General features: G+C 46.5%; 20 protein-coding genes and 1 tRNA gene. 11 read left to right on the top strand and 10 right to left on the bottom strand.

The genetic code is table 11. From position 1 onward, the window contains the following. The first annotated feature begins 95 nt into the window (after nt 1-95). Nucleotides 96-935, top strand: a complete 840-nt coding sequence (locus ACH3Y6_RS12455) for a metallophosphoesterase family protein (protein ID WP_490835943.1) — start codon at nt 96-98, stop codon at nt 933-935. Nucleotides 936-1,018: 83 nt separating this feature from the next. Here the strand turns inward: ACH3Y6_RS12455 and tsaD are convergent, their stop codons facing one another. Both tsaD and ACH3Y6_RS12445 read right to left on the bottom strand, forming a co-directional pair. After that, nucleotides 1,019-2,032, bottom strand: coding sequence for a tRNA (adenosine(37)-N6)-threonylcarbamoyltransferase complex transferase subunit TsaD (gene tsaD / locus ACH3Y6_RS12450; protein ID WP_490835942.1), 1,014 nt, complete (start codon nt 2,030-2,032; stop codon nt 1,019-1,021). A gap of 197 nt (nt 2,033-2,229) precedes the next feature. Beyond that, complete coding sequence (locus ACH3Y6_RS12445) at nt 2,230-3,477, bottom strand: ABC transporter permease (protein WP_490835941.1); 1,248 nt, start codon at nt 3,475-3,477, stop codon at nt 2,230-2,232. A gap of 270 nt (nt 3,478-3,747) precedes the next feature. Here ACH3Y6_RS12445 and ACH3Y6_RS12440 point away from each other — a divergent pair, with 270 nt between their 5' ends. The 5 genes from ACH3Y6_RS12440 to ACH3Y6_RS12420 all read left to right on the top strand — a co-directional run bounded on the left by ACH3Y6_RS12440 (nt 3,748) and on the right by ACH3Y6_RS12420 (nt 8,584). After that, nucleotides 3,748-4,416, top strand: a complete 669-nt coding sequence (locus ACH3Y6_RS12440; RefSeq protein ID WP_490835940.1) for a succinate dehydrogenase cytochrome b subunit — start codon at nt 3,748-3,750, stop codon at nt 4,414-4,416. A gap of 109 nt (nt 4,417-4,525) precedes the next feature. After that, nucleotides 4,526-6,499 carry a fumarate reductase/succinate dehydrogenase flavoprotein subunit gene (locus ACH3Y6_RS12435; protein WP_490835939.1) on the top strand — a complete coding sequence of 658 codons (1,974 nt, stop codon included), beginning with the start codon at nt 4,526-4,528 and terminating at the stop codon, nt 6,497-6,499. Nucleotides 6,500-6,584: 85 nt separating this feature from the next. Beyond that, complete coding sequence (locus ACH3Y6_RS12430) at nt 6,585-6,932, top strand: four helix bundle protein (RefSeq protein ID WP_490835938.1); 348 nt, start codon at nt 6,585-6,587, stop codon at nt 6,930-6,932. Nucleotides 6,933-6,981: 49 nt separating this feature from the next. Further along, nucleotides 6,982-7,746, top strand: a complete 765-nt coding sequence (locus ACH3Y6_RS12425; RefSeq protein WP_490835937.1) for a succinate dehydrogenase/fumarate reductase iron-sulfur subunit — start codon at nt 6,982-6,984, stop codon at nt 7,744-7,746. Nucleotides 7,747-7,867: 121 nt separating this feature from the next. Further along, on the top strand, nt 7,868-8,584 hold the full coding sequence (locus ACH3Y6_RS12420; RefSeq protein ID WP_490835936.1) for a tRNA1(Val) (adenine(37)-N6)-methyltransferase: 717 nt from the start codon (nt 7,868-7,870) through the stop codon (nt 8,582-8,584). 56 nt (nt 8,585-8,640) lie between these two features. On the opposite strand, the gene ACH3Y6_RS12415 is transcribed toward ACH3Y6_RS12420, so the two are convergent. Continuing rightward, a complete protein-coding gene (locus ACH3Y6_RS12415; protein WP_490835935.1) occupies nt 8,641-9,837 on the bottom strand; it encodes an NAD(P)-dependent oxidoreductase in 1,197 nt (398 codons plus the stop codon). A 179-nt stretch (nt 9,838-10,016) separates the two neighbouring features. On the opposite strand from ACH3Y6_RS12415, the gene hscB reads away from it, so the two are divergent. Together hscB and ACH3Y6_RS12405 are read left to right on the top strand one after the other, a co-directional pair. Beyond that, a complete protein-coding gene (gene hscB / locus ACH3Y6_RS12410; RefSeq protein ID WP_490835934.1) occupies nt 10,017-10,517 on the top strand; it encodes a Fe-S protein assembly co-chaperone HscB in 501 nt (166 codons plus the stop codon). Between the two features lie 126 nt (nt 10,518-10,643). Then, a tRNA-Leu gene (locus ACH3Y6_RS12405) sits at nt 10,644-10,727 on the top strand. A 76-nt stretch (nt 10,728-10,803) separates the two neighbouring features. Here the strand turns inward: ACH3Y6_RS12405 and ACH3Y6_RS12400 are convergent. The 5 genes from ACH3Y6_RS12400 to ACH3Y6_RS12380 form a co-directional block, all read right to left on the bottom strand. After that, the gene (locus ACH3Y6_RS12400) at nt 10,804-11,088 is read right to left on the bottom strand and encodes a hypothetical protein (RefSeq protein ID WP_490835933.1); all 285 of its coding nucleotides are present in this window, start codon (nt 11,086-11,088) and stop codon (nt 10,804-10,806) included. 42 nt (nt 11,089-11,130) lie between these two features. Next, a complete protein-coding gene (locus ACH3Y6_RS12395) occupies nt 11,131-12,927 on the bottom strand; it encodes a restriction endonuclease (protein WP_490835932.1) in 1,797 nt (598 codons plus the stop codon). Nucleotides 12,928-13,297: 370 nt separating this feature from the next. Beyond that, nucleotides 13,298-13,849 carry a hypothetical protein gene (locus ACH3Y6_RS12390; protein WP_490835931.1) on the bottom strand — a complete coding sequence of 184 codons (552 nt, stop codon included), beginning with the start codon at nt 13,847-13,849 and terminating at the stop codon, nt 13,298-13,300. A 384-nt stretch (nt 13,850-14,233) separates the two neighbouring features. Continuing rightward, on the bottom strand, nt 14,234-14,752 hold the full coding sequence (locus ACH3Y6_RS12385) for a hypothetical protein (RefSeq protein ID WP_490835930.1): 519 nt from the start codon (nt 14,750-14,752) through the stop codon (nt 14,234-14,236). After that, on the bottom strand, nt 14,749-15,219 hold the full coding sequence (locus ACH3Y6_RS12380; RefSeq protein WP_490835929.1) for a hypothetical protein: 471 nt from the start codon (nt 15,217-15,219) through the stop codon (nt 14,749-14,751). The genes ACH3Y6_RS12385 and ACH3Y6_RS12380 overlap by 4 nt, the downstream gene beginning before the upstream one ends. 550 nt (nt 15,220-15,769) lie before the next feature. Here ACH3Y6_RS12380 and ACH3Y6_RS12375 point away from each other — a divergent pair. After that, nucleotides 15,770-16,570, top strand: a complete 801-nt coding sequence (locus ACH3Y6_RS12375) for a DUF4382 domain-containing protein (RefSeq protein WP_490835928.1) — start codon at nt 15,770-15,772, stop codon at nt 16,568-16,570. Nucleotides 16,571-16,585: 15 nt separating this feature from the next. Continuing rightward, the gene (locus ACH3Y6_RS12370) at nt 16,586-18,835 is read left to right on the top strand and encodes a bifunctional alpha,alpha-trehalose-phosphate synthase (UDP-forming)/trehalose-phosphatase (RefSeq protein ID WP_490835927.1); all 2,250 of its coding nucleotides are present in this window, start codon (nt 16,586-16,588) and stop codon (nt 18,833-18,835) included. A 12-nt stretch (nt 18,836-18,847) separates the two neighbouring features. Here ACH3Y6_RS12370 and ACH3Y6_RS12365 read toward each other — a convergent pair whose 3' ends face one another. Further along, a complete protein-coding gene (locus ACH3Y6_RS12365) occupies nt 18,848-20,398 on the bottom strand; it encodes a S53 family peptidase (RefSeq protein WP_490835926.1) in 1,551 nt (516 codons plus the stop codon). Nucleotides 20,399-20,568: 170 nt separating this feature from the next. On the opposite strand from ACH3Y6_RS12365, the gene ACH3Y6_RS12360 reads away from it, so the two are divergent. Then, the gene (locus ACH3Y6_RS12360) at nt 20,569-20,904 is read left to right on the top strand and encodes a carboxypeptidase-like regulatory domain-containing protein (RefSeq protein WP_490835925.1); all 336 of its coding nucleotides are present in this window, start codon (nt 20,569-20,571) and stop codon (nt 20,902-20,904) included. 278 nt (nt 20,905-21,182) lie between these two features. Here ACH3Y6_RS12360 and ACH3Y6_RS12355 read toward each other — a convergent pair whose 3' ends face one another. Next, nucleotides 21,183-22,529: a glucoamylase family protein gene (locus ACH3Y6_RS12355; protein WP_490835924.1), complete on the bottom strand. Its 1,347-nt coding sequence runs from the start codon at nt 22,527-22,529 to the stop codon at nt 21,183-21,185. Nucleotides 22,530-22,586 lie beyond the last annotated feature (57 nt).

Genomic DNA, 22,586 nt, shown 5'->3' with positions numbered 1-22,586 from the left:
CCAGCGGATTTTAGGGGATGAACTTAAAGTTATCAATGCAGTTCCAGCCTGCTTCCATCCGAAAAAAAGATAAGTTTACGCTATAATTCCAGCTCATGTCAGAAAACAATACCCCAACCGTTTCCCGCCGGTCTTTTATCAGAAATGTTTCTTTTGCTTCTGCCTTTTTGCTCGGTGGCGGCATTCGTGCCCTTTCGGCCGAAGATGTGTACCGCCTGCGCCAAAAAGTGAGCCTGCGTTTTGTGGTGGCATCCGACGCGCACTACGGGCAACCCCAGACCGATTTTGACGGGATGATCGAAAAGGTCATTGGCCAGATCAACGCTTTTCACCACGGGAGCCCGCTCGATTTCTGCGTGTTCAACGGCGACATCATCCACAACGAAAAAAACCTGCTGCCGCTTGCCAAAAAACAGCTCGACAAACTCACCATGCCCTGGTATGTCACCCGCGGCAACCACGATATGGTCAGTCCCGCTTACTGGGAAGAAGTATGGGGTACCCCATTGAACCATGATGTCACCATCAAACACCATGGCATCGTTCTGGGAGATACTTCCAATGAAGAAGGTAAATACCTTTCACCAGACCTTAACTGGCTGAAAGAGGTACTGGACAAACACCAGCAGCAAAAACAGGTCTTTCTTTTCCTGCACATACCACAGGCCAAATGGACCAAAAATGCCATCGATACACCGGCATTTTTTGAGCTTATTAAAAACTATCCCAATCTCAAAGCCGTATTCCACGGGCATGAGCACGACCAGGACGGTGTGAAGATGAGTAACAACCTCCCATTCTTCTTCGATGCACATGTTGGCGGCAACTGGGGCACAGCCTACAAAGGTTTCCGCGTAGTGGAACTGCTGGAAGATGCCTCAATGGTCACCTATATGATGAACCCGACAGAGAAGTTGAACGAGATGAAATATTAGAATGAGTAGTGAGTAGTGAGTAGTGAGTAGTGAAAAACGACGGCTCCTGCAGGCAAGTTGTTCAACACATAATTAGTAATGATCTACCATTCCGCTCTTGCGCTGGGGCCTGCTGAGAGGTCGGTGAATTCGCCCGCCTGGTATTTGTAATAGGCTGTTATGGCAATCATGGCAGCGTTATCGGTGCAGTATTCGAATTTGGGTATGAAGGTTTTCCAGCCGTGTTTCGCACCTGCCTCCTGCAGGGCTTTGCGCAGGCCGCTGTTGGCGCTTACACCACCTGCTATGCAAACCTGACGTACACTGGTTTGCTGAACCGCTTTTTTCAGTTTCCGCAACAATATACTGATAATGGTATGTTGCACCGAAGCACAGATATCTGCGAGATTGTCTTGAACGAAACCCGGTTCCTGTTTCTGCAAAAAATAGAGCACAGAGGTCTTCAACCCGCTGAAAGAGAAATTGAGTTCGGGTATCTGGGGTTCCGCGAATTTGAATGCCAGCGGGTTCCCCTCTTTCGCATATTTGTCGATCAGCGGACCGCCGGGATAAGGCAGTCCCAGTAATTTGGCACTCTTATCAAAAGCCTCACCAGCAGCGTCATCGATCGTTTCACCGATCACTTCCAGGTCAAGCGGCGAACGCGCCAGCACGATCTGCGTATGACCGCCACTCACGGTCAAACAGAGGAAGGGAAATGTGGGCCGCTCCTCACCTATCAGGTTGGCCAGCACATGGGCCTGCATATGATGCACCGCGATCAGCGGTCTGTTCAGCGACAAAGACAGCGATTTGGCGAACTGGGTCCCTACCAGCAAACTCCCGATCAGTCCCGGAGCCTGTGTAAAAGCAATCGCATCGAGCTTTTGTAACCGCTCAGCTGGCGTCGGTAGTAACGGAAACGCCTGTGCCAAAGCAGCATCCACCACCGGCACAATATGCTGCATATGCGCCCGGCTGGCCAATTCGGGCACCACTCCCCCATACTGTTCATGTACGGTCTGGTTGGCTATGAAATTGGACAGTATCTGCCCATCCGCACAAACAGCGGCCGAAGTTTCGTCGCAGGAAGATTCTATGGCGAGGATGGTTGGCAAGATTACTTGGTGTTTACGGGTTGATGGCTATGATCGATGACTATCCGTTCCGGATAACCATGTATCACGAACGGGTGCAAATGTAGGCAGACCGGCGCAGAAACCAAGGATCAAGGAACAAGGGACATGGATCAAGAAACAAGTATCCAGTATCAAGAATCCAGCATCCAGCATCAAGAGGCAGCTTCTTTCCCGGCCTATTTCGTCCGGATGGCCACTACCGGGTCCATCCTGGCAGCAATAGAAGCCGGAATAATGCCCGAAATGATCCCCAGGACGATACAGATACTCAAAGCAAGTATGATGATATTCGGTGCGATAAAGATCGGAAAAGGCAATACGGTACTCAACACCATCGACAGTACTTCCACCAATGCCAGTCCAACCAGACCACCAATGATGCACAGGAAAGCACTTTCGATCAGGAACTCTGTCAGAATGGTACTGCGTTTGGCTCCCAGGGCTTTTTTGAGACCGATCTGGCTGGTCCGCTCCCGAACGGTCACAAACATGATATTGGCCACACCGAAAGCACCCACGATCAGGCTTAACCCGGCAATCGCCCAACCTCCGGCGCTTACCTGGCCAAAGAAACCTTTTACCTGCTCACTGAACATGGCCACATCGTTGCAGGAGAAATTGTCTTCATCCACCGGGCTCAGCCGTCGGATCTGGCGCATGATTCCCGTCAACTCATCCTGCAAAGCCTTGGAAGCAATATTGGGTTTACCCTGCACCATAATGAAGGGACTGCTGTTATCAGGATTGTAAACGCTGGCGAAATAACGGTAAGAAACGATCAGGCTCTGGTCGTAATCAAATCCCCCCACAAAACTCTGCCCCTGTTTTTTGATCACCCCTACCACAGTCACTTTTTTGCTGTTATAGGTCACTTCCTTACCCACCGCTATCTGCGGGTTGCCAAACAGCTCTTCGGCCACCTGGTACCCGATAATGGCTGTGGGGTTACCTCTAAGAAATTCAGACTCATTCAGATAACGGCCATGATCAATATCGATGGTCTGGATGATGTTGAACTCCTCAGAGACACCATATATATTTACATTATTCAATATATTGTCTTTATAACTCAGCTTCACATTACTCGAAACAAACATAGCCGAATTGGCGGCGAGCTGGCTTTTGGTCTTGATGAACTTCATCTCCTCAATCCGCATGGGCGGGCGTTTCATGTATTTCCACCAGGGATAATCATTACCGCCACCATAGTTCCATTTATCGATGTAGATGGTGTTATTGCCAAAAGATTTGATATCGTTCTGCACTTTGCGTTCCAGGCTATCGACTGTTGCCAGCACGCCGATGATGCAGAAGATACCGATGGTGATACCGAAGAGCGAGAGAAAGGTACGGAGCTTGTTCACCCGTAACTCCTGCAGGGCCATCCGGAAACTGTTCCATAAGATGCTCAATAGCTTTAACATGTACCAAATGTAAGTGAGTAACTGCTTCAGGGAAAGTATTTTTATGTGAACGGTTGTGGAGTTTTCAGCAGCCGTTACCAGGGGCATCTTTCAACAGGCGATGCTTCCGAAAAAAGCCGGCAACAGTCTGGCAGCGCATTTTCAGGGAATTCAGTTGCATACCATCCGCAAAAACTTATGAACCTACGTGCAAAAAAGTTGTGAATACGGAACGCACAGCATTGTATACTATCCTATTTTTGCAGCGATTTACAAACTTAAACTTGCAATATGACCTGGAAACAAGTCTTCACTTCGTCGGTAGGAAAGAAATTGGTTATGGGTTTCACCGGTATTTTCCTGATTCTTTTCCTGATTGTTCATGCGGGACTGAATGCCTGCATCTGGGCAGGTGATAATGGTGAGATGTTCACCAAAGGTGCGCACTTCATGGGATCCAACTGGGTGCCGCGTATCCTGGAACTGGGTCTTTTTGCCGGATTGTTCTTACACATCATCCAGGGTCTGATGCTCGAATTCTCCAACCGCAGCAAACGTTCTGTGGGTTATGCCGTAAGCTATGGCAACGAAGGAAGCAAATGGTACAGCAGAAGTATGGGCTTATTGGGTACGCTGATCCTGTTGTTCCTGATACTGCACCTCTACCACTTCTGGTTGCCCAACCGCGCCAACCAGGGTTTTCTGCTGGGTGAAGAGATCAACCTTTTCGAAAAAATGAAGTTGGAATTCAGCGAGCTGTGGGTAGTGATCGTATATGTGCTGGGCTGTATCTCTTTGGGATACCACCTGGCCCACGGTTTCCAGAGCGCTTTCCGCACCCTGGGTATCCATAACAAACGCTACAATACCCTGCTGACCTCTGTAGGATATGCGTTCTCCATTATCATCGCCCTGCTCTTCGCTATGATGCCGGTGAGCTTTTATATGGGATGGGTATAATTATAACAATGAGTGAATGAGTGGATGATAGAATGAGTGAATGTTTTTTTGGGGGGTAATCAAAAATAAAAACCTGTCTGCCGAGAGGTGGGCGCCAAACCATAGAAATATGTTAGATGCAAAAATTCCTGCCGGAACTTTAGATGAGAAATGGACCGAGTATAAGGGGCATTGCAAGCTGGTGAACCCGGCCAACAAACGTAAGCTGGAAGTGATCGTAGTGGGAACTGGTCTTGCCGGTGCTTCTGCAGCCGCTTCCCTGGGTGAACTGGGCTATAAAGTAAAAGCTTTCTGCTTCCAGGATTCACCCCGCCGGGCGCACTCCATTGCCGCGCAGGGTGGTATCAACGCCGCCAAGAACTACCAGAACGATGGCGACAGCGTTTTCCGTTTGTTTTACGACACCATCAAAGGTGGCGACTACCGCGCACGCGAAGCCAACGTACACCGTCTGGCAGAAGTGAGTGCCAATATCATTGACCAGTGCGTGGCACAGGGTGTACCTTTTGCCCGTGAATATGGTGGTTTACTGAGCAACCGTTCATTTGGTGGTACACAGGTACAAAGAACATTTTATGCTGCCGGACAAACCGGTCAGCAGTTATTGATCGGTGCTTACCAGGCCCTGGAGCGCCAGGTAGCCCTGGGTAATGTAAAAATGTACAGCCGGCATGAAATGCACGAGATCGTTAAGATCGATGGCAAAGCCCGTGGTATCATTGCCCGCGACCTGGTAACCGGAAAATTGGAAAGACATTTCGGACATGCAGTATTGCTTTGCAGTGGCGGATATGGTAACGTGTTTTACTTATCAACCAATGCCATGGGCAGTAATGTTACCGCTGCCTGGAAGGCCCATAAAAAAGGAGCCGCTTTTGCCAATCCTTGTTTCACACAGATACACCCTACCTGTATACCTGTGAGCGGCGATCACCAGTCGAAGCTGACCCTGATGTCAGAATCACTGCGTAACGACGGAAGAATCTGGGTACCTAAAACCAAAGGTGATAACCGTAAAGCAAACGAGATCCCGGAAGAAGAAAGAGACTACTACCTGGAAAGAAGATACCCTGCATTCGGTAACCTGGTTCCGCGCGACGTGGCGTCACGTGCCGCTAAAGAAAGATGTGATGAAGGTTATGGAGTAGGTACCAGCAAGCAGGCTGTATATCTGGATTTCAGCGCAGCCATTATCCGCTATGGAAAGATCGAAGCCAGCAAAGAGGGTAAGGACAATGCCTCCCAGGAAGAGATCATCGCCATGGGTAAGGAAGTAGTGAAAGAAAAATATGGTAACCTGTTCGATATGTACGAAAAGATCACAGGCGAGAACCCCTACGAAGTTCCGATGCGTATCTACCCTGCCGTACACTATACCATGGGAGGTTTGTGGGTAGATTACGAACTGCAAACCAGCGTTCCCGGATTATATGCTTTGGGTGAAGCAAACTTCAGTGATCACGGCGCCAACCGTTTGGGAGCATCCGCACTGATGCAGGGGCTGGCCGACGGCTATTTTGTGATACCCTACACCCTGGGTAACAATCTGGCAGATGAGATTTATGCCAAAGCTGTTGAAACTTCTCACCCTGCCTTTGAAGAAGCAGAAAAGGAAGTTGCCGACAGGATCCATCAACTCATGAGCATCAAGGGAAAACAGTCTGTAGAAAGTTTCCACAAACGTTTAGGCAAGATCATCTGGGATAAATGTGGCATGGCCCGTAATGAGCAAGGATTGAAACAGGCCATCGCAGAAGTGCAGGCACTGAAAAAAGAATTCTGGAGTGATGTACGTATACCCGGCGAGATCGAAGAAATGAACCCGGAGCTGGATAAAGCCATCCGCGTGGCCGACTTCATCGAGCTCGGAGAACTCATGTGTATTGATGCACTGAACCGCAATGAAAGCTGTGGAGGACACTTCCGCGAAGAGTACCAGACACCAGATGGTGAGGCACTGCGTGATGATGCCAACTACATGTATGTAGCTGCCTGGGAGTATGCCGGCGAAAGCAAATGGAACCTGCATAAGGAACCTTTGAACTACGAAGTGATCAAACCGACACAGAGGAATTACAAGTAGTATTTATACCCGGTATTTAACGCATTTGAATTGGAGAATTGGAAAGTGTGCTAATTTGAAAATAGTCACTCCAAAATCCGATAAAATGCTTAATGATAGAAGAAATGTGGTTGCCGAGAAATCCGTTGCGTTTTCTCTCTCGATCATACGATTCACAGAAGTTCTTGAACAAGACCGAAAATTTGTGATTGCAAAACAGCTTTTACGTTCCGCAACCTCGATAGGTGCAAACATATTCGAGGCGCAAAACGCAGAAAGCAAGGCAGACTTCGTTCACAAAATGAAATTAGCAGCCAAAGAGGCAAGTGAAACAGAATATTGGCTGCTGCTTTGTGAAAAAAGTGAGTCATACCCCTTTGATCCGGCCTTAGCTTGTCACCTCGAAGAGTTGATAAGGATCCTTTCCAGGATCATCACTACGGCAAAAAGGTAAAACGTCAGCATTTTCAGATTTTCAAATTCTCAAATTCTCAAATTTCTATATGGAACATTATAACATGAACCTGAACCTGAAAGTCTGGAGACAGAAAAACTGCAAATCAAAAGGCGAGTTCAAACTGTACCGGGTAGAGAACATTTCCTCTGAAATGAGTTTCCTGGAAATGTTTGATGTGCTGAACGAGCAACTGATCCGCGACGGGGATGACCCGATCACGTTCGATCATGACTGCCGCGAAGGTATTTGCGGGGCCTGCTCTATGTACATCAACGGTAAACCCCATGGCCCCTGGCAGGCCAACACTACCTGCCAGTTGCACATGCGCGCTTTCAACGACGGCGATACCATTGTGGTAGAACCCTGGAGAGCCGATGCCTTCCCCGTGATCAAAGACCTCATGGTAGACCGTTCTGCTTTTGACCGTATCATTCAGGCAGGTGGTTATATCAGCGTGAATACCGGCAATGCCGTAGATGGTAATGCCATCCCCATCCCGAAGGACGATGCGGACGCTTCATTCGCGGCTGCCATGTGTATCGGCTGCGGTGCCTGTGTGGCTGCCTGCAAAAACAGCAGCGCCATGTTGTTCCTGAGCGCCAAAGTATCTCACCTGGCCCTGTTGCCACAAGGTGCCCCCGAAAGAAAGAGCCGTGTGATGAACATGGTGGCACAGATGGACAAAGAAGGTTTTGGTTCCTGTACCAATACCGGTGCCTGCGAAGCTACCTGTCCGAAAGAGATCTCTATCACCAATATTGCCCGCCTGAACAAAGAATACCTGGGCGCCGGATTCACCTCCGATAAATAATACAACACTTTCCTGAAAAGGAACTGTTACAGAAGCCTGTTTCGTAAAAGGAACAGGCTTTTGTTTTAGCATGCAACACTTGCCGGAGTGGCACCGGCAGAAACATTGTAATTTTAGGTCCATGTCGAACAGTTTTTTCCAGTTCCAGCAGTTCACCATACACCAGGAACACTGTGCCATGAAAGTGTGTACCGACGCCTGCCTGTTTGGGGCATGGATGGCAGCCAAAGTAACCCGTATGGGGCCAGACGACAGTATCCTGGATATCGGCACAGGCACGGGTTTACTGAGCCTGATGCTGGCACAGCAGAACAGGGCAAGGATCGATGCGGTAGAACTGGATGAACAGGCCGCAGAACAGGCCGCAGAAAATTTTGAGGTATCGCCCTGGCGGGAAAGATTACAGGTGATCCGCGGCGATATCAGAACAGTGCACCTCGGAAAAAAATACGAACTGATCATCAGCAACCCGCCGTTTTTTGAGAACGACCTGAAGAGCAGCGATACCCGCCGCAACCTTGCCCTGCACAGTGAAGCCTTATCGTTGGAAGAATTACTGACAGCCGCACTGACTCACCTTACAGATCACGGCCAACTGGCAGTACTGCTGCCCTACCATCGCAAACAGGCATTTGAAGAACTGGCCGCAGAGAAAGGATTGCATCTGGAAGAAGCGATCTCTGTCAAACAAACACCGGCACATCCCTGTTTCAGAGCTATATTGCTGTTCGGCAGCGTAAAAACAAAACCTGTCATACAAACCCTGACCATCCGTGAGGGAACGGCCTATACGGAAGATTTCGAGACTTTATTACGTCCCTATTACCTGAAACTGTAAAACGCGGATAACGGTTATTTTTATACAGCTGTTGGTTGATTGGCGTAACAGATCACTTAATACGCATAATCACTCAGGTAGTCAAAATAAGCGGTGAGTTTTCCATCCTGCAAAATGGTGGCGCGTTCAATGATCTTACTGCCACCTTTCCGGATATCTTCCAGTACATATTTGATCAGTTGCTCGCCGAAAAACCGGCTGGCATCGCGGGGCAGTTCGTTGGGCAGGTTACCTACGGCCATGATATCGATGGAGCCGGGTATATAGGGAGCGGTCTTCTCTCCTGTCATCTTATTCACGCCGTAGATCGGGTCATCGATGGTGGCATCGCCCAGGTTACAGGGCACACTGCCGTTCTTGTCGTCGGTGATATCGGCAATGGTCTGGATGCGGAAATCGGGCCGCTGCATCGTTTCCATTGAGAACAAACGCGGCATAGTGGGTTCCCAGTAAATACCATTCATCAGGATATCGGTATGGGCGCAATATTCTTCGAACAGGCAGTCATAATCGGCGGCATGTGCATGAAAATCTTCACGGTCGTAGGAACCGTTCTGCCGATGCCGGTAAAGCTGCGCACCCTTCAGATGCACATATACCGGGTAGTCGAAATTCCGAGAAAGGAATTCGCCGGGCTCCACATCCTGTACATCCATCAGTGTCATGATCTCCAGTATGCCATGGGCCACACGGCCACTGCCGGTGATGGCGATCTTGACCCTGGGCAGTTTTAACCCGAAATAAGTATGTATCAGTTCCCGGTAATCCTTCACTTCGCCCACACGGCCCAGATGATAGGCTCCGGTACGGTTGCCATAAGCCATGATGCCGTTATGCGCCCCTACAATACCCGCAAAAAAACCGAAACCGATGATCCGCTGTCCATCTTCATGCTCCAGGCATTCATAATCGATCAGGGTGATCTTATGTTCCACCATGGCTTTCATCAATGCCTGGTTATACGCTTGTTTTTTCTTGGTATGAGAAAAGAATAGATAGGTCTTACCGGGGATCAGCTGGCTTACAGGCACTTCCTTGATACCCAGCAGCAGGGTACATTCCGACAGGTCATCCACCACCTGTAAACCTGCCCGCCGGTACTCTTCATCCGTAAAACAGCGGTTAGGTGAACTTTGCACCAGGATCCGCAGTTCCGGGTAATGTTTCAGCAGCCATTTACACTGTGCCGGCGTAAGTGCCACCCGGTTATCCGCCGGAACTTTTCCCTCTCTAATAAGCCCTATGACTAGCATTGTAGTAGTTTTGTGCAAGATACGCCTTGTTAGGGAGAGGTGAGGCGTGAGACGTCTATCGTCAGTGGTGAGTGGTGAGTGGGAAGTAAGGGCTTTCCAGTTCCACCCCCTACCTACTCACTACTGACGACTCACTACTCACTATTCATCACTCACGATTCACCATTGCCCATTCACCCATGAACTATTTCGAACTATACGAACTCCCGATTTCCCTGCAGCCCGATCCGGCAAAACTGCGGGCCAGGTTTTATGAGCTGAGCCGCTTATACCATCCCGATTTTTACGGGCAGTCAACCGAGGAAGAACAGGCCGAAGCGCTGGAGAAATCTTCGCAGGTAAACATGGCATTTAAAGTATTCCAGAACCGGGAAGCTACTCTCAAATACGTGTTACAGCTGAAAGGTTTACTGGAAGAGGAAGAAAAATACCAGTTATCGCCCGATTTCCTGATGGAGATGATGGAACTGAATGAACAGGCCATGGACCTGTCGGATCAGGCGGATAAGGACAGGCTAACCCAAACCATTCAACAACTTCAAACCGAGATTTATGAACCTGTGGCAAAAATTGTGGCAGATTATCAGGAAGGTGTTACTACCCAGGAAGAGCTGCTGCAAGTAAAAGAATACTATTTCCGCAAGAAATACCTGGACAGGCTGCTGGCAGGCCTGCAATAGGCTTCCTCGCGCCTTTGCGGGCATATTTTCACGCCAAGGCACAAAGGCTCGGGGGGAGTCTGTTTCAGGGGGCTAAATATTTGGTGGGTATGCACCGATACTGTAATATTGCAACCCGCAACCAAGGCCCAGATGGCGGAACTGGTAGACGCGCTAGACTCAAAATCTTGTTCTCGCAAGGGAGTGCAGGTTCGATTCCTGTTCTGGGCACCCTGATTATTTTAAACTCCTTGTAAATCAATAATTTGCAAGGAGTTTTTATTTTAAGGGGAACAAATAAGTTACTTTAACTCGCTTCTTCTTGAATCCAATCAGATGATATAATGAAGTTAGGGTCAAATGTCTTTGTTATTACAAGCCTCACTTGCTTTAACATTTCGTCCTTATCATACAGTGAAGATATGGGCCAGATAACAATTTTAAAAGAATTGGGATTATTCTTGTGAACAAGACTTAAAGCTACACTTTCAACACCTCCAATAGAGGAAATATTCTGTTTGAGCTCTTCTTTCTTTAATTCAAGGTGCGAATATGAAAAATTTGTTTCAACAAGAATTTCATGATATTTCATAACATAGAATTTTAAGAGAAAGCCGGGCTTAAGTTCAAAAATTTAATCGTTACTTCCCGATTGTATTTTTTTTGCCTCGGCCAAATCAATACGCGCTTTTTGCCCATGTTTTTCTAAAAGGAATAACAAGTTACTTCCGTTCAAAAGTGTTAAAGGCTTGTTTTTCACAAATTCGTATGCATCTGGCCCATAATCAGCTGTAGAAACAAGTATTCCCTTCGTAGCACCTTCATTCATTACTGTTCCATAAAGGTCTCTTACGGCGGACACTCCGACTGTATTTGTATAGCGTTTTGCCTGAATAACTATTTTACCTCCACGTATAGGGTCAGGATCAAAAGCAACTGCGTCGACGCCGCCATCACGACTTGCTTGAGTTACTTTAACTTCTCCACCGTTTGAGCTGAATTCCTTTTCGAATAGTTCCCGTATAAGATGCTCAAAATCTTCCCAATCCATTATTGCAAGATTGTATCCTTCATTAATTTTATTGCTAACGTCATACGATGAAACAAATCTTTTATCATTCTTATTCATTTGTAATAACGGCTGAACTGCAGTAATTCCAATAAGTTTACTGCTACCTACACCTTTCAAAGTCTTAAAACAGGATTTAGGATCAACATTAGAAAGTTGTATTTCAACAAACTCACTTTTTCTTGCCTGAACAGATACAATACAATTATTCATCTTTTTCCCATTCGATTTATTTATTGTATCCACCCATCCATTAAAAACAATAACGTCAATAGCGTTAGCCTTATCTGCTTCGAAAATCTCATGTAATGATCTCAAACAAACGTTATATACGGCAGTATCGTACATTTTTGAGAATTGAGTATCAGATATATAAACCTCCTTTAGTTCCTTTTTTGTAGCAATATATTTCACCTCGGAAAGCTTGGGTAGATTTTCCGGAGCGGGTAGAATATATTCTATAATCAAAATCCTATTATCAGAGTTGTATTCAAGATCAAAGTCCTTCGGGAAAGTATCTGGATATTCAGAATTATTCAAAACAAGTTCGCAATATTGTAAAACAGCATTTGAGTCGTTCTTGAAATAGTCCTCTTTTAGTTTTTCGATCTTTTCATTGTGTTCTTGCTGATTTTTTTGATACTGCTCCTTTTGCAACTCCCATTCTTTCTCTAGTTTCAGGTAGTTATTTTTAACTAACTCTTTTTGTTTTTCAAATTCTACCTTCGAGGTCTTATATTCAGCTTCCAATTGAGCATTAGACTCGGTAATATTTTTTACAAGTTGCCTCCATGCAATCATTGCACTTTCATATTGAGATTCACTCTGTAAGATTTTTTTTTGAGCACGTGATTTTATTAACTTATCAATTATTGAAAGCTTTGCTTGAAATATTAATGAATTAGGTTCAGGAGGAATATTCTTATAAATTGGCTCTGGCGGAACTGGCACTTTATTTAGTGCGCTTCCCAATTGTTTTATGGGATTGGGGACTCCAAACTTTTTTTTATCTTTCAAAGAATCCCAATCAACTGTATCATCTATATCAAGTGTATGTAATAAAATGTTTTCAATCTCTCGAAGCTTCTCTTGTGCCTCTTCTGTTCGCTCTTCTGCTAAATTTTGATTATTCTCTTTTTCTGTCTGAGTTTTGTTTTTTAAAACAATCTTAGACCATTGTTCGTCCCATTTCACAAATTGGGCGTCAATCTTGTTATTCAAAATCCAACGGTCTTTATCTTTAATAACACGATATGTAGCTAACCCTTCATGCCGAATAGCAGCTATATATCTAATTTCATAACTTCTGGTATATTCTTCAGAAATATCAATATCATGTAAATGCTCAAAGGATTCGTCCATGGAATTTAGTTTTGGTACACACAAATTTGACATCAACTATAAATGAGAAAGTTGATACAATTTTAAATATATACTAAATATACAAATATGATTTATAAATGCAAGCCCACATTTCATTGCCTAAGGAACAAAATGCGGGCTTGAGTGTTGGTTATCAATAAGTTTCTTTAAGTGTAGCCTTACTTGATTTTGAAGACTTACACAACGTTGTCGCACTGGCGAAGGTTGGGGAGAGTTGTTCCTGTCGCTGGCTTGGCCACTAAAGACTCGATTAGCTAAAGCCAAATTACTGAAGTCTGATCAGAAAACCTACAGCCGATGGGCCAAAGACTAAAGCCCAACTCTTGCCTGTGCAATGTTGGCCGCAGTATTAATGCATGCAACCTAGAAATAGATCTCGTTTAATGACTTGAGTAGTAGCAAATTTCGACTTTAGTAACGTGCACATGCTGTCGGCCGATTTCTTTGAGTCAAATATATTGCTGAAGACAATCATTTTCATAGTATCAGAGTAATCTTCTTCATACGCATGTTTCATTTCAACACTTACAAAATTTTGTTCATCAAACGGTCTTCTAGGATAATATGCGCCTCGATACATTTCATCTTCAGAATCTTCAGGAACAACTATTCCTTTTCCAGACTTATAAAGCCGACCGAGCATATTAACTTTACTTCCCAAGAAAAGTGCTGTTTCTTGTGCGATAGTATTCAGAGAATCGAAATCGTAACCCTCTGCTATTTCAACAAGGTAAAATGCCTTAGTTGCCGTTTCATAATCAACGGTGTCTACTAATATTTGCTGCTTTCCGGGGCTAACTAAGACTGTGTCTTTTTTTGAATATGCCAAAGTGGGAGTAGCTGACGGCTCGCTGCATGATTGCATAATTAGGAATGCAAAAAATAGGATTGATAGTTTCATACTTATTGCGGCTAACTCTTAAATATACGCACTCATCCTTAATTAGTTGCGCAAATCAGCCAATTTCAGTATGCTTTACGCAACTCTTAATTTACAAAAAGTAATTCATTAACAATCAAAACATTAGGTAAGTTAAAAGTTATTAGCATCATGTGTATTTTACTTAAGAGCATTGAACTTCCAGAGTACAAATTGGGGGGTGCAATTGAAAGCCCATGTTTGGCGGTCATTTTAGACGCGCGGCGCATTGGTTATCAATGCGTAAATGAGACTCAAAATCTGGTTATCGCAAGGGAGTGCAGGTTCGATTCTTCGGAATACAACAAACAGCTACAAAACGCCATACCCTTTGTTGATAGTGAACTTCAGACAAAGTCCTGCCTGTTATAACGCAACTTCAAGCCGGTGTTTTACATGTTTTTCCTCCTGCTTGCGAAGCTGCCGGTTATTCACCAAAAGATATTCTCTTCTTTTTTCTACGACCCTATACCAATACACCGCAGGGATAGACCTGTTGGAATGGAGTTCCAGTCTGATAATGATACTTTCACTGGGTTCACGCCGGTCACTGATCAGTTGACTCAATAGCGTTTCGTGGATATTTATTTCCGCGGCAAATGCTCTTCGCTTCTTGTTACCCAGGGAAAGATATTCTTTTAAGAAGTAGCCGAAAGTTTTGCCGGTGTGAAATTCTCCGCCTTTGATATATTCCTCAAGCTGAAACCGCAGTTGCATCAATTGAGCCATAAGCTGATCTGTAGCCGACATGGCTGCCTGGCTTTTTTTTCTCGCTGCTGCCAGCTGGGAAGCCGCTGCTGTTTTTTGTGAGGCAGTTAGCTTTACCGGATAAATATAAGCTTCCGCTTTTTGCGCATCACTCAAGCCTTTTGTACTTCGTTTCATGGGAAATATTGTTTAATTACATTTATCAGGGGTTTGCTATCAAGATATACCTGTCTGCCGGCATCAAGCATACCATACTTTTTGATATAGTGCGGTTTTAGCCTGGTCTTAGGTGTTAAGGATACACAGGCTAAGGCACCATATTGAAGCACTGCCATGCGACATGCATATGCGATCAAACATCCTGCAATTCCTTCAAACTGCTTTCCGGATCCCTTGTTTTCTGCAGAAACAGCTAACAGGGCAATTTCAATTCGCTGTTCATCAGGAAAGAATTCCAATAACATTACACCGATTATATCATCCGATCCCACCAATTGTAACTTATAAACAGCAGCACCTTTATATTTTTTCCAGTTAAAAGCATGCTGTCTGACAGTAAGCAGTTTGAAATCCTCCTCAGATGCCAACTCAATGGAAACATCTTTGGGATTACCAGAAACTCTTTCTGTAATGATCATTTTCAAATATACAAAAAACTTTACTAATTTTGTAAAGAACCCTTACAAAACAGGAGGAAATCGCGTTTTATTCATAAGGATCCTTTCCCACATATGCAGCTTTCTTACAGATCATATCTTACCAGATGCAGCATGGCACAAAACTTTCCAGCAGCTGGATACCTTACAAGGAACTGACGTTATAGCTAACTTATAGTTAACTTATAGCTAAGTTATAGGGTCCGCTATCCAATCACTAACCGGTGACTATCCGATCTCCCTCCGACTCCCATCCTACCCAGATCCAGGTCCGACCCGATCCTCATTCGGGTCTGCTCCGATAGGCATCCGGTTGACCGGCTATGGCCGGAAATACCGGTCCGTACACAAAAAGATAGCAGGATATAACGGGCCGATTCCCTCAAATGGCTACAACCTCCTGTAGAAGAATCTTTTACCGATACAAGATTTCCCTATTAATAAAATGCTAATTCACAAAGGGGAAAAACTGTATGGCTGTTGAGCGGCATTACGGCATACAATTTGTTTTTGATAGGGTTCATCAAACCAATATCCCATGAAGAAGCTAATTCTCTTGCTGACAACCGGTGTTATTGTCGCAATGGTAAGCTGTATGAAGACCGCCACTACCGAACAAAACGGCGGCAAAGCCAATATCCATGTACACCTGACCGATGCCCCGGGGCTTTTTGACGCAGTGAACATCGACATCAAAGACGTACAGGTAAAACTGACCGCAGACGGATCGGATAGCGGCTGGCAATCCATCAACCTCGTAAGACCCGGCGTTTACAACCTGCTTGATTACAGGAACGGTGCTGACACCATGCTCGGTAGCCTTTCAGTACCTGCCGGTCCGGTCAGCCAATTGAGGCTGGTACTCGGCAGCAACAACAGTGTGGTGGTAGATGGCGTAAGTTTTCCCCTGCAAACGCCTTCTGCACAACAGAGCGGTTTAAAATTGCTGATCAACACTACCTTGTCGGCTGGTATCAATTACCATTTCACTATGGACTTTGATGGAGCCAGATCGATCGTGAAAACGGGTAACGGAAATTATATCCTCAAACCCGTGATCCGCATCTTTACCGAATCTACTACGGGCGCTATCAAAGGATTGGTGGATCCTGCCGCATCCAAAGCATGGGTGTACGCCATCGCCAACCAGGCCGATACCCTGGCTACCACACAGGCGGATACCTTAACCGGCCGTTTCTTATTGCAGGGTATTGCCGCAGGTTCCGCATACAAAGTGGCCATACATGCTGCAGCAGGTGGCTATAAGGATACCACGTTAACAAACATCACCGTTACCAACGGTGTAACAACAGATATCGGAAAAATCAGCTTGCAGTAAAAAATACCGTAGCCTATGCCCCGTATTCTTATTGTATCGAATCGTTTACCGGTTAAGATCACAGGAGAATCACCCGCCTTCACTTTGCAAACCAGTGAGGGCGGGCTTGCTACGGGACTGGGAGCCATTTATACACAACACAACACCCTATGGCTGGGATGGCCGGGCATTTGTGCAGCAGATGAAGCCGAACAGAAAGAGATAGACCAGTTGCTGGCAGAAAAAAAACTATACCCGGTATACCTGACTGCTACCGAGATCAGCCAGTATTACGAAGGCTTCTCGAACGAAGTGCTTTGGCCTGTATTTCATTATATGGCAACTTATGCCAGGTACGATACCCAGTACTGGGATACCTATGTAGCCGTAAATCAAAAATTCTGTGCCGCCCTACTTGAACTGTACCAGCCGGGTGATATCATCTGGATACATGATTACCAGTTACTGTTACTGGCCAACCTGGTACGCAAAGAAAAACCGGCCGCCATCATCGGCTTTTTCCAGCATATCCCTTTTCCATCCTTCGAGCTGTTTCGTCTGCTGCCCTGGCGGACGGAACTGCTGGAAGGTATCCTGGGCGCTAACCTGGTGGGCTTTCACACGTACGATGATGCCAGGCATTTTTTATCAGCCTGCAGCCGTTTACTGAATACGCAGTCCACTTTCAGCACCATCCGTTACCAGGAAAGGAATATCGTGGCCGAAGCATTTCCGATGGGTATTGACGATGAAAAACTGGTAGCACTCACCAATCACCTCTCTGTTCAGGAACACCTCAGCCAGCTTCGAAAAGATTTCAATGGCATCCGCATCATCCTGTCCATTGACAGATTGGATTACAGCAAAGGTATCCTGCAACGTTTACAGGCTTTCGATCTGCTGTTGCAGCAACATCCCGAATACCGGGAACAGGTAAGCCTATACATGATCGTGGTACCCTCAAGGGATATGGTTCCTTTGTACAAAGAACTCAGGAACGAGATTGATAAACTCACCGGCAACATCAACGCCAGGTTCAGCACCAACCGCTGGGTGCCGGTGAATTATTTTTACCGCTCTTTCCCGCTGGAACATTTGTCGGCCCTGTACCAGCAGGCGGATATCTGCCTGGTAACACCGGTACGTGACGGGATGAACCTGGTTTGTAAAGAATTCGTGGCCAGCAGGGTGAACCACGATGGCGTACTGATACTGAGCGAGATGGCTGGCGCCTCCAAAGAGCTGGTAGACGCACTGATCGTAAACCCTAATAACAGTGTTGAGATCTGTGAGGCCATGGTTACGGCGCTGCATATGTCGCCCGATGAACAGTACCGACGCATGAAACAGATGCGCGAACTGGTGTCCAGGTATAATGTGCATCACTGGGTCGACATCTTCATGAAACGTTTGCTGGACGTAACCAACAAACCCGAGCAAAGACCCGCCAGGCAGATCGGCGTATTTACACAGGCATACATCCGCAACCGGTACATCAAATCCAAAAAAAGACTGATCCTGCTGGATTACGATGGTACACTCGTCAGGTTTTACAGCAACCTGATGGCAGCATTTCCCGATGCAGCCTTACTGGCCATTCTGGAAGAGCTCTGCGCCGATAAAAAAAATACCGTAGCCATCATCAGCGGCAGGCAACACAGCACGCTGGAAAAATGGCTGGGGCATTTACCGGTACACATGATCGCAGAACATGGTATGTGGCAGAAAAAAGAGAACGGCGATTGGGAAGAAACCGCAAAAATAGAAACCGACTGGAAACAGGAACTATTGCCCATATTACACAGTTACACAGGCAGAACCAGCGGATCACTGGTGGAAGAAAAATCACATTCACTAGCCTGGCATTACCGGAATGCCGAAAAAGAACTGGGCGAATACAGGGCCAATGAACTCATCAGCCATCTTCGTTATTTTGTGGCCGACATGCCGCTGAACATTCTTGCCGGCAACAAAGTGGTGGAAGTGAAAAGCACAGAAGTAAATAAGGGAAAAGCCATTGAGCCCTATCTCTCCAACGAATCTTATGATTTTATCCTTGCCATTGGTGATGATGCTACGGACGAAGATATGTTCAAAGCGATCGGTAAAAGAGGTATCTCCATCAAGGTTGGTACCAACCGCACAGCTGCCGGTTTTTGCGTGGAAGCCATTGACGATGCAAAAGCTTTGCTCAACTTCTTACCGGCACGTTTTATACTGACCCGCATGTTGGATACCGTGATGAAATACCTTCCCTACCCCTCTTTCATCAAACTGAAAAGATAGGTAGCTGATCATTCATTTCAGCCCCGACAGTACACCCAGTCCGGAACAGGCATCCCAACCTGGCTGTGCTTCATAACCCTTCCGGTTATAGGTGGTGATATTGTCGCCCACAGTGATGTCCCGGTAACGATAGGTGCCGTTGTACAATTTGGGATGTACGAATCCCAGCTTCTTCCCTTTCAATTCATTAAGCCTTGCAAACAGTCCGGCCAGTAAAGGTGATACGGCACTGGTTCCTCCAATCACAAGTTGCTGTCCATCCACCAATACCCGGTAGCCGGTTTCCGGATCAGCATTGGCGGCCACATCGGGTATACCCCGTCCTTTATGTCCGGTATTCAATGAGGCAGGCACACCCACTTTTTGCTGATAATCGGGCAAGGCAAAAAAATCACTGACACCACCACCCGTAGCGGCGCGGTCATTCGTATGCCATACCACTTCATTGGCAATAGAGGTCCCCAATACGGTAAGGCTAGTTCCCCCGCATGCCAGGACATGCGGACTTGACGCAGGAAAATCAACATGCACCAGGCCATCCATTTCTCCATCGGCGGAACCTGTATCGCCCGATGCCGCACAAACCGTAACACCCAGTAAAGCAGCCGTTTGAAAAACGGAGTCGTACCCCTGCAATGCCTGTTTGCTCCAGTTACGCTCCGCAGAACCCCAACTGATGGAAATAATGGAAGGTTGGTTTACCTGGTCGTGAACAGCCGCACTGATCGCAGACAGGAAACCTTTTTCTGTATTCGGCGCAAAATATACTGCAATAGCTGCACCAGGTGCCACAGCTCCCGCCACTTCAATATCCAGCATTACTTCCACATCAGCACTGTCGGCCGTGGACGGATCGTTGAAGCCACCATCCACCGATACGGCGCTAACCGCGGGAACGGGCAGCCCAATGCTTTTAAAATACCTACGCAGGTCTGCAATGCGGTATCCACCACCAAGTTCAATGATGGCAATGCATTGTTTGGCGCCAGTTACTGTAGCAGGAAAACCATAGATCTCAGGTAATTGATCCGGAAAGAAACTATAGGGAGAAGCTTCATGGTTCACAAAACGCCCCTGTTTTTTGGCTACCAGAAATTTAGGTGTGGCAATGGGTCGGTTATCCAGACCAAACACTCCTTCCACAAAACCGAGAAAGGATGCAGGCAGGTAGAGTTCGCCCGACCTGGCAGAAAAAACATGTCCCCGTGAATCCCGGTAATGCGAAAGCGATACCCGGAACGCCCTTTCAAAGTCAACGATCTTTCCCTGCAGTTTTACGAGTCGCTGTTCGGGCAATATGGCCGACACGGATAAATGGAACTGATGTGCAAATGCTGTAACCCGGGCAATATGTTCTTCCGAAGCACCATGTCTCTTTGCATAAGACTCCCGGCTGATCACTGAATGTGCATGCGCTACAGGAACCAGTTTATGGCAGAGCAGCAAACTCACTTCCATAGGTGTTTGTTTGTCAAGCGTGTTCAGTCTTACAGCCTGGGGTATTTTACAGGCGCTGGCAGGCACAGCCAGAAAAGGTTCTGCAGAGAAATCGGGTATTGACATAAGCTGGATTTTAGAAAACAATCACCTGCAAGTATTGTGCAGAAAAACGTTTAAGGATTGCTAAGTTTTTTTCGAGCGTATTCACAAAAGATTAATCGCCACGTTCCCTTACAGGCATAATACTTGCGGCTATTTCTGCTTCTTTCATTTTTTACCCTAAATCCAGTATCATGAAAAAAACTCCATGGGGCATGATGACCCTTCTCCTCATCACAGCAGGCGTTTTGTCGCTTCGTTTTACAGATGTCACCACCGGTAAAATCAAGGGGCAGATAGAGCCCTCCAATGGCGCAGCCAAAGTGCAGGCAATCTCTGTCAGTGACACGTTCAGCGTGAACGTAGTAAACGGATCTTTCGAGATCGGCAATGTAAAACCGGGCGAGTACAACCTTTCCATTGAAGCAGTTCCGCCTTACCGGTCTACTTCCAAATCCGGTGTACAGGTAACGGATGGCACTACAACCGATGTAGGTATTATCAGGCTGGAATCAATGAAGGTCTATTAGAAGCGTGATGACAACAAACAGCCGGATCACATGTGGCCAGGGAGTTCTTTCGGCAAAAAATAGCTGCCACTATCCCAAGGCCAAAGCCTCCCGCCACTTCCGGCCTTCACGAGGCGCATCAACAAAAAACGGCGCCCCCGAAGAGACGCCGTGCGAATGACCTGGTGTTCAATAATGATTGCTATACCTTTTTCAAACAACCCATGCGGTTCATTCGGTCTGATATAATGGAACCCGTGCTTACTAACCGGGCCATTATGGCTTGTTGTGTACCTGCCTTATTTCTTTGTGAGATATGGACTGGAGAAACCCAGTTTCTGTAGCCCATTTTTGACTTCCGGACAACTCATGAATAATTTCCAGAGCAGCCCAGTGCGGTAATTTTCCATCATGACCACGATTGGTCCCTGGTCAATGGCCAGGTAACGGGGCGTATACCAGTTCTCCGTTTCACTAAATGCATCATAAAAACCATACACACCGAATAATTGGTCTTTGCGGTCTTTGTACCAATGTTTCATGGCCTGCATCGACTCTTTGGGCGTATAAGGGAAGGATGACAGTGCCGCAGTAGGAGCTATCACACCAAGATCTCTCTTGGCAGCAGGTGCATGTCCTGAATACCCCCTTAACGAATAACTGGAAGTGAGTCCCCAGCTATCGGGCCCATACCCTTTGAAATGATTCGGGTTCTCCACACACCAGCGGTAGTTGCGTAAGGCATGGTTGGTATTTTCTTTCCAGTAATCGGCGTACCTGTCTTTCAATCCACGCGGATCAAGTCCCAGATAAGAGTAATGCGACCAGAACAAAGGTCCTCCATTGACCGTATCGCCGTGATGGCGCAACTGCAGTGCATCAGCTTCCCCTGTGTTACTCAGTTTGATCTTTCCGTTCTGTGCCCATCCTTCATGGTATACTTTCGGATCCACGCCATGGGTGGGTGACGAGGCGGCCAGCACGTACATGATGAGACATTCATTGTAACCGGTTACACCAAAATTCATATCCCAGTTGTATTCCGGGCTCCAGTGCCAGTACAATATATTTTTACCCTGTGTATACCAGTTGAACTCTACCTGCTTCCAAAGCGTATCGATCCTGGCAGCCAGTGCTTTCTCCGAGGCATTTCCCTGTTGCAGGTATTGCCTTGCGCAAAGCAGTCCCTGGATCATAAAAGAAGTTTCCACCAGGTCTCCCCCATTGTCTTTTTTACTGAAAGGCTTCACTTTACCCGTTTCGCCATTCCACCAGTGCGGCCAGGCGCCATGAAAGCGGTCTGCGGTTTCCAGGAAGTGTACGATCTTTTCCAGGCGTTTCACCCCGGCTTCGTGCGTGATGAATTTTCTTTCCATACCTACCAGGATCGCCATCACACCAAAACCACCGCCACCACTGGTTACGGTGTTCTTATCGTTCTGCGGGTACATATTATCTGTATGAAAACGTTCCCTGGCCAGTCCGCTATTGGGTTCTGCCCCATCCCAGAAATACTGGAAAGTGGCGTGTTGTACATCGGTAAAGATCTTTTCATCTTCAGCCGATAGTTTTACCGTTTGGGCCTGCAGCAGCAATGGTGCCAGCAATACCCAAACAAATACAGGAATAAAGGATTTATGTTGCATACATGTACGGTTATCGTATTAGTAAGACTCCCTAAAAGCAGAGGCATAACTCCAAAA

It is taken from the genome of Sediminibacterium sp. FW305-C-269 (assembly GCF_058231045.1).
This window is presented reverse-complemented; position numbering and strand designations above follow the sequence as displayed.

Excerpts from the sequence above, each read along its gene's own strand:
- ACH3Y6_RS12455 (WP_490835943.1), top strand. The coding sequence starts at position 96 with ATGTCAGAAAACAATACCCCAACCGTTTCCCGCCGGTCTTTTATCAGA.
- ACH3Y6_RS12445 (WP_490835941.1), bottom strand. The coding sequence starts at position 3,477 with ATGTTAAAGCTATTGAGCATCTTATGGAACAGTTTCCGGATGGCCCTG.
- ACH3Y6_RS12440 (WP_490835940.1), top strand. The coding sequence starts at position 3,748 with ATGACCTGGAAACAAGTCTTCACTTCGTCGGTAGGAAAGAAATTGGTT.
- ACH3Y6_RS12435 (WP_490835939.1), top strand. The coding sequence starts at position 4,526 with ATGTTAGATGCAAAAATTCCTGCCGGAACTTTAGATGAGAAATGGACC.
- ACH3Y6_RS12430 (WP_490835938.1), top strand. The coding sequence starts at position 6,585 with ATGCTTAATGATAGAAGAAATGTGGTTGCCGAGAAATCCGTTGCGTTT.
- ACH3Y6_RS12425 (WP_490835937.1), top strand. The coding sequence starts at position 6,982 with ATGGAACATTATAACATGAACCTGAACCTGAAAGTCTGGAGACAGAAA.
- ACH3Y6_RS12420 (WP_490835936.1), top strand. The coding sequence starts at position 7,868 with ATGTCGAACAGTTTTTTCCAGTTCCAGCAGTTCACCATACACCAGGAA.
- ACH3Y6_RS12415 (WP_490835935.1), bottom strand. The coding sequence starts at position 9,837 with ATGCTAGTCATAGGGCTTATTAGAGAGGGAAAAGTTCCGGCGGATAAC.
- hscB (WP_490835934.1), top strand. The coding sequence starts at position 10,017 with ATGAACTATTTCGAACTATACGAACTCCCGATTTCCCTGCAGCCCGAT.
- ACH3Y6_RS12400 (WP_490835933.1), bottom strand. The coding sequence starts at position 11,088 with ATGAAATATCATGAAATTCTTGTTGAAACAAATTTTTCATATTCGCAC.
- ACH3Y6_RS12395 (WP_490835932.1), bottom strand. The coding sequence starts at position 12,927 with ATGGACGAATCCTTTGAGCATTTACATGATATTGATATTTCTGAAGAA.
- ACH3Y6_RS12390 (WP_490835931.1), bottom strand. The coding sequence starts at position 13,849 with ATGAAACTATCAATCCTATTTTTTGCATTCCTAATTATGCAATCATGC.
- ACH3Y6_RS12385 (WP_490835930.1), bottom strand. The coding sequence starts at position 14,752 with ATGAAACGAAGTACAAAAGGCTTGAGTGATGCGCAAAAAGCGGAAGCT.
- ACH3Y6_RS12375 (WP_490835928.1), top strand. The coding sequence starts at position 15,770 with ATGAAGAAGCTAATTCTCTTGCTGACAACCGGTGTTATTGTCGCAATG.
- ACH3Y6_RS12370 (WP_490835927.1), top strand. The coding sequence starts at position 16,586 with ATGCCCCGTATTCTTATTGTATCGAATCGTTTACCGGTTAAGATCACA.
- ACH3Y6_RS12365 (WP_490835926.1), bottom strand. The coding sequence starts at position 20,398 with ATGTCAATACCCGATTTCTCTGCAGAACCTTTTCTGGCTGTGCCTGCC.
- ACH3Y6_RS12360 (WP_490835925.1), top strand. The coding sequence starts at position 20,569 with ATGAAAAAAACTCCATGGGGCATGATGACCCTTCTCCTCATCACAGCA.
- ACH3Y6_RS12355 (WP_490835924.1), bottom strand. The coding sequence starts at position 22,529 with ATGCAACATAAATCCTTTATTCCTGTATTTGTTTGGGTATTGCTGGCA.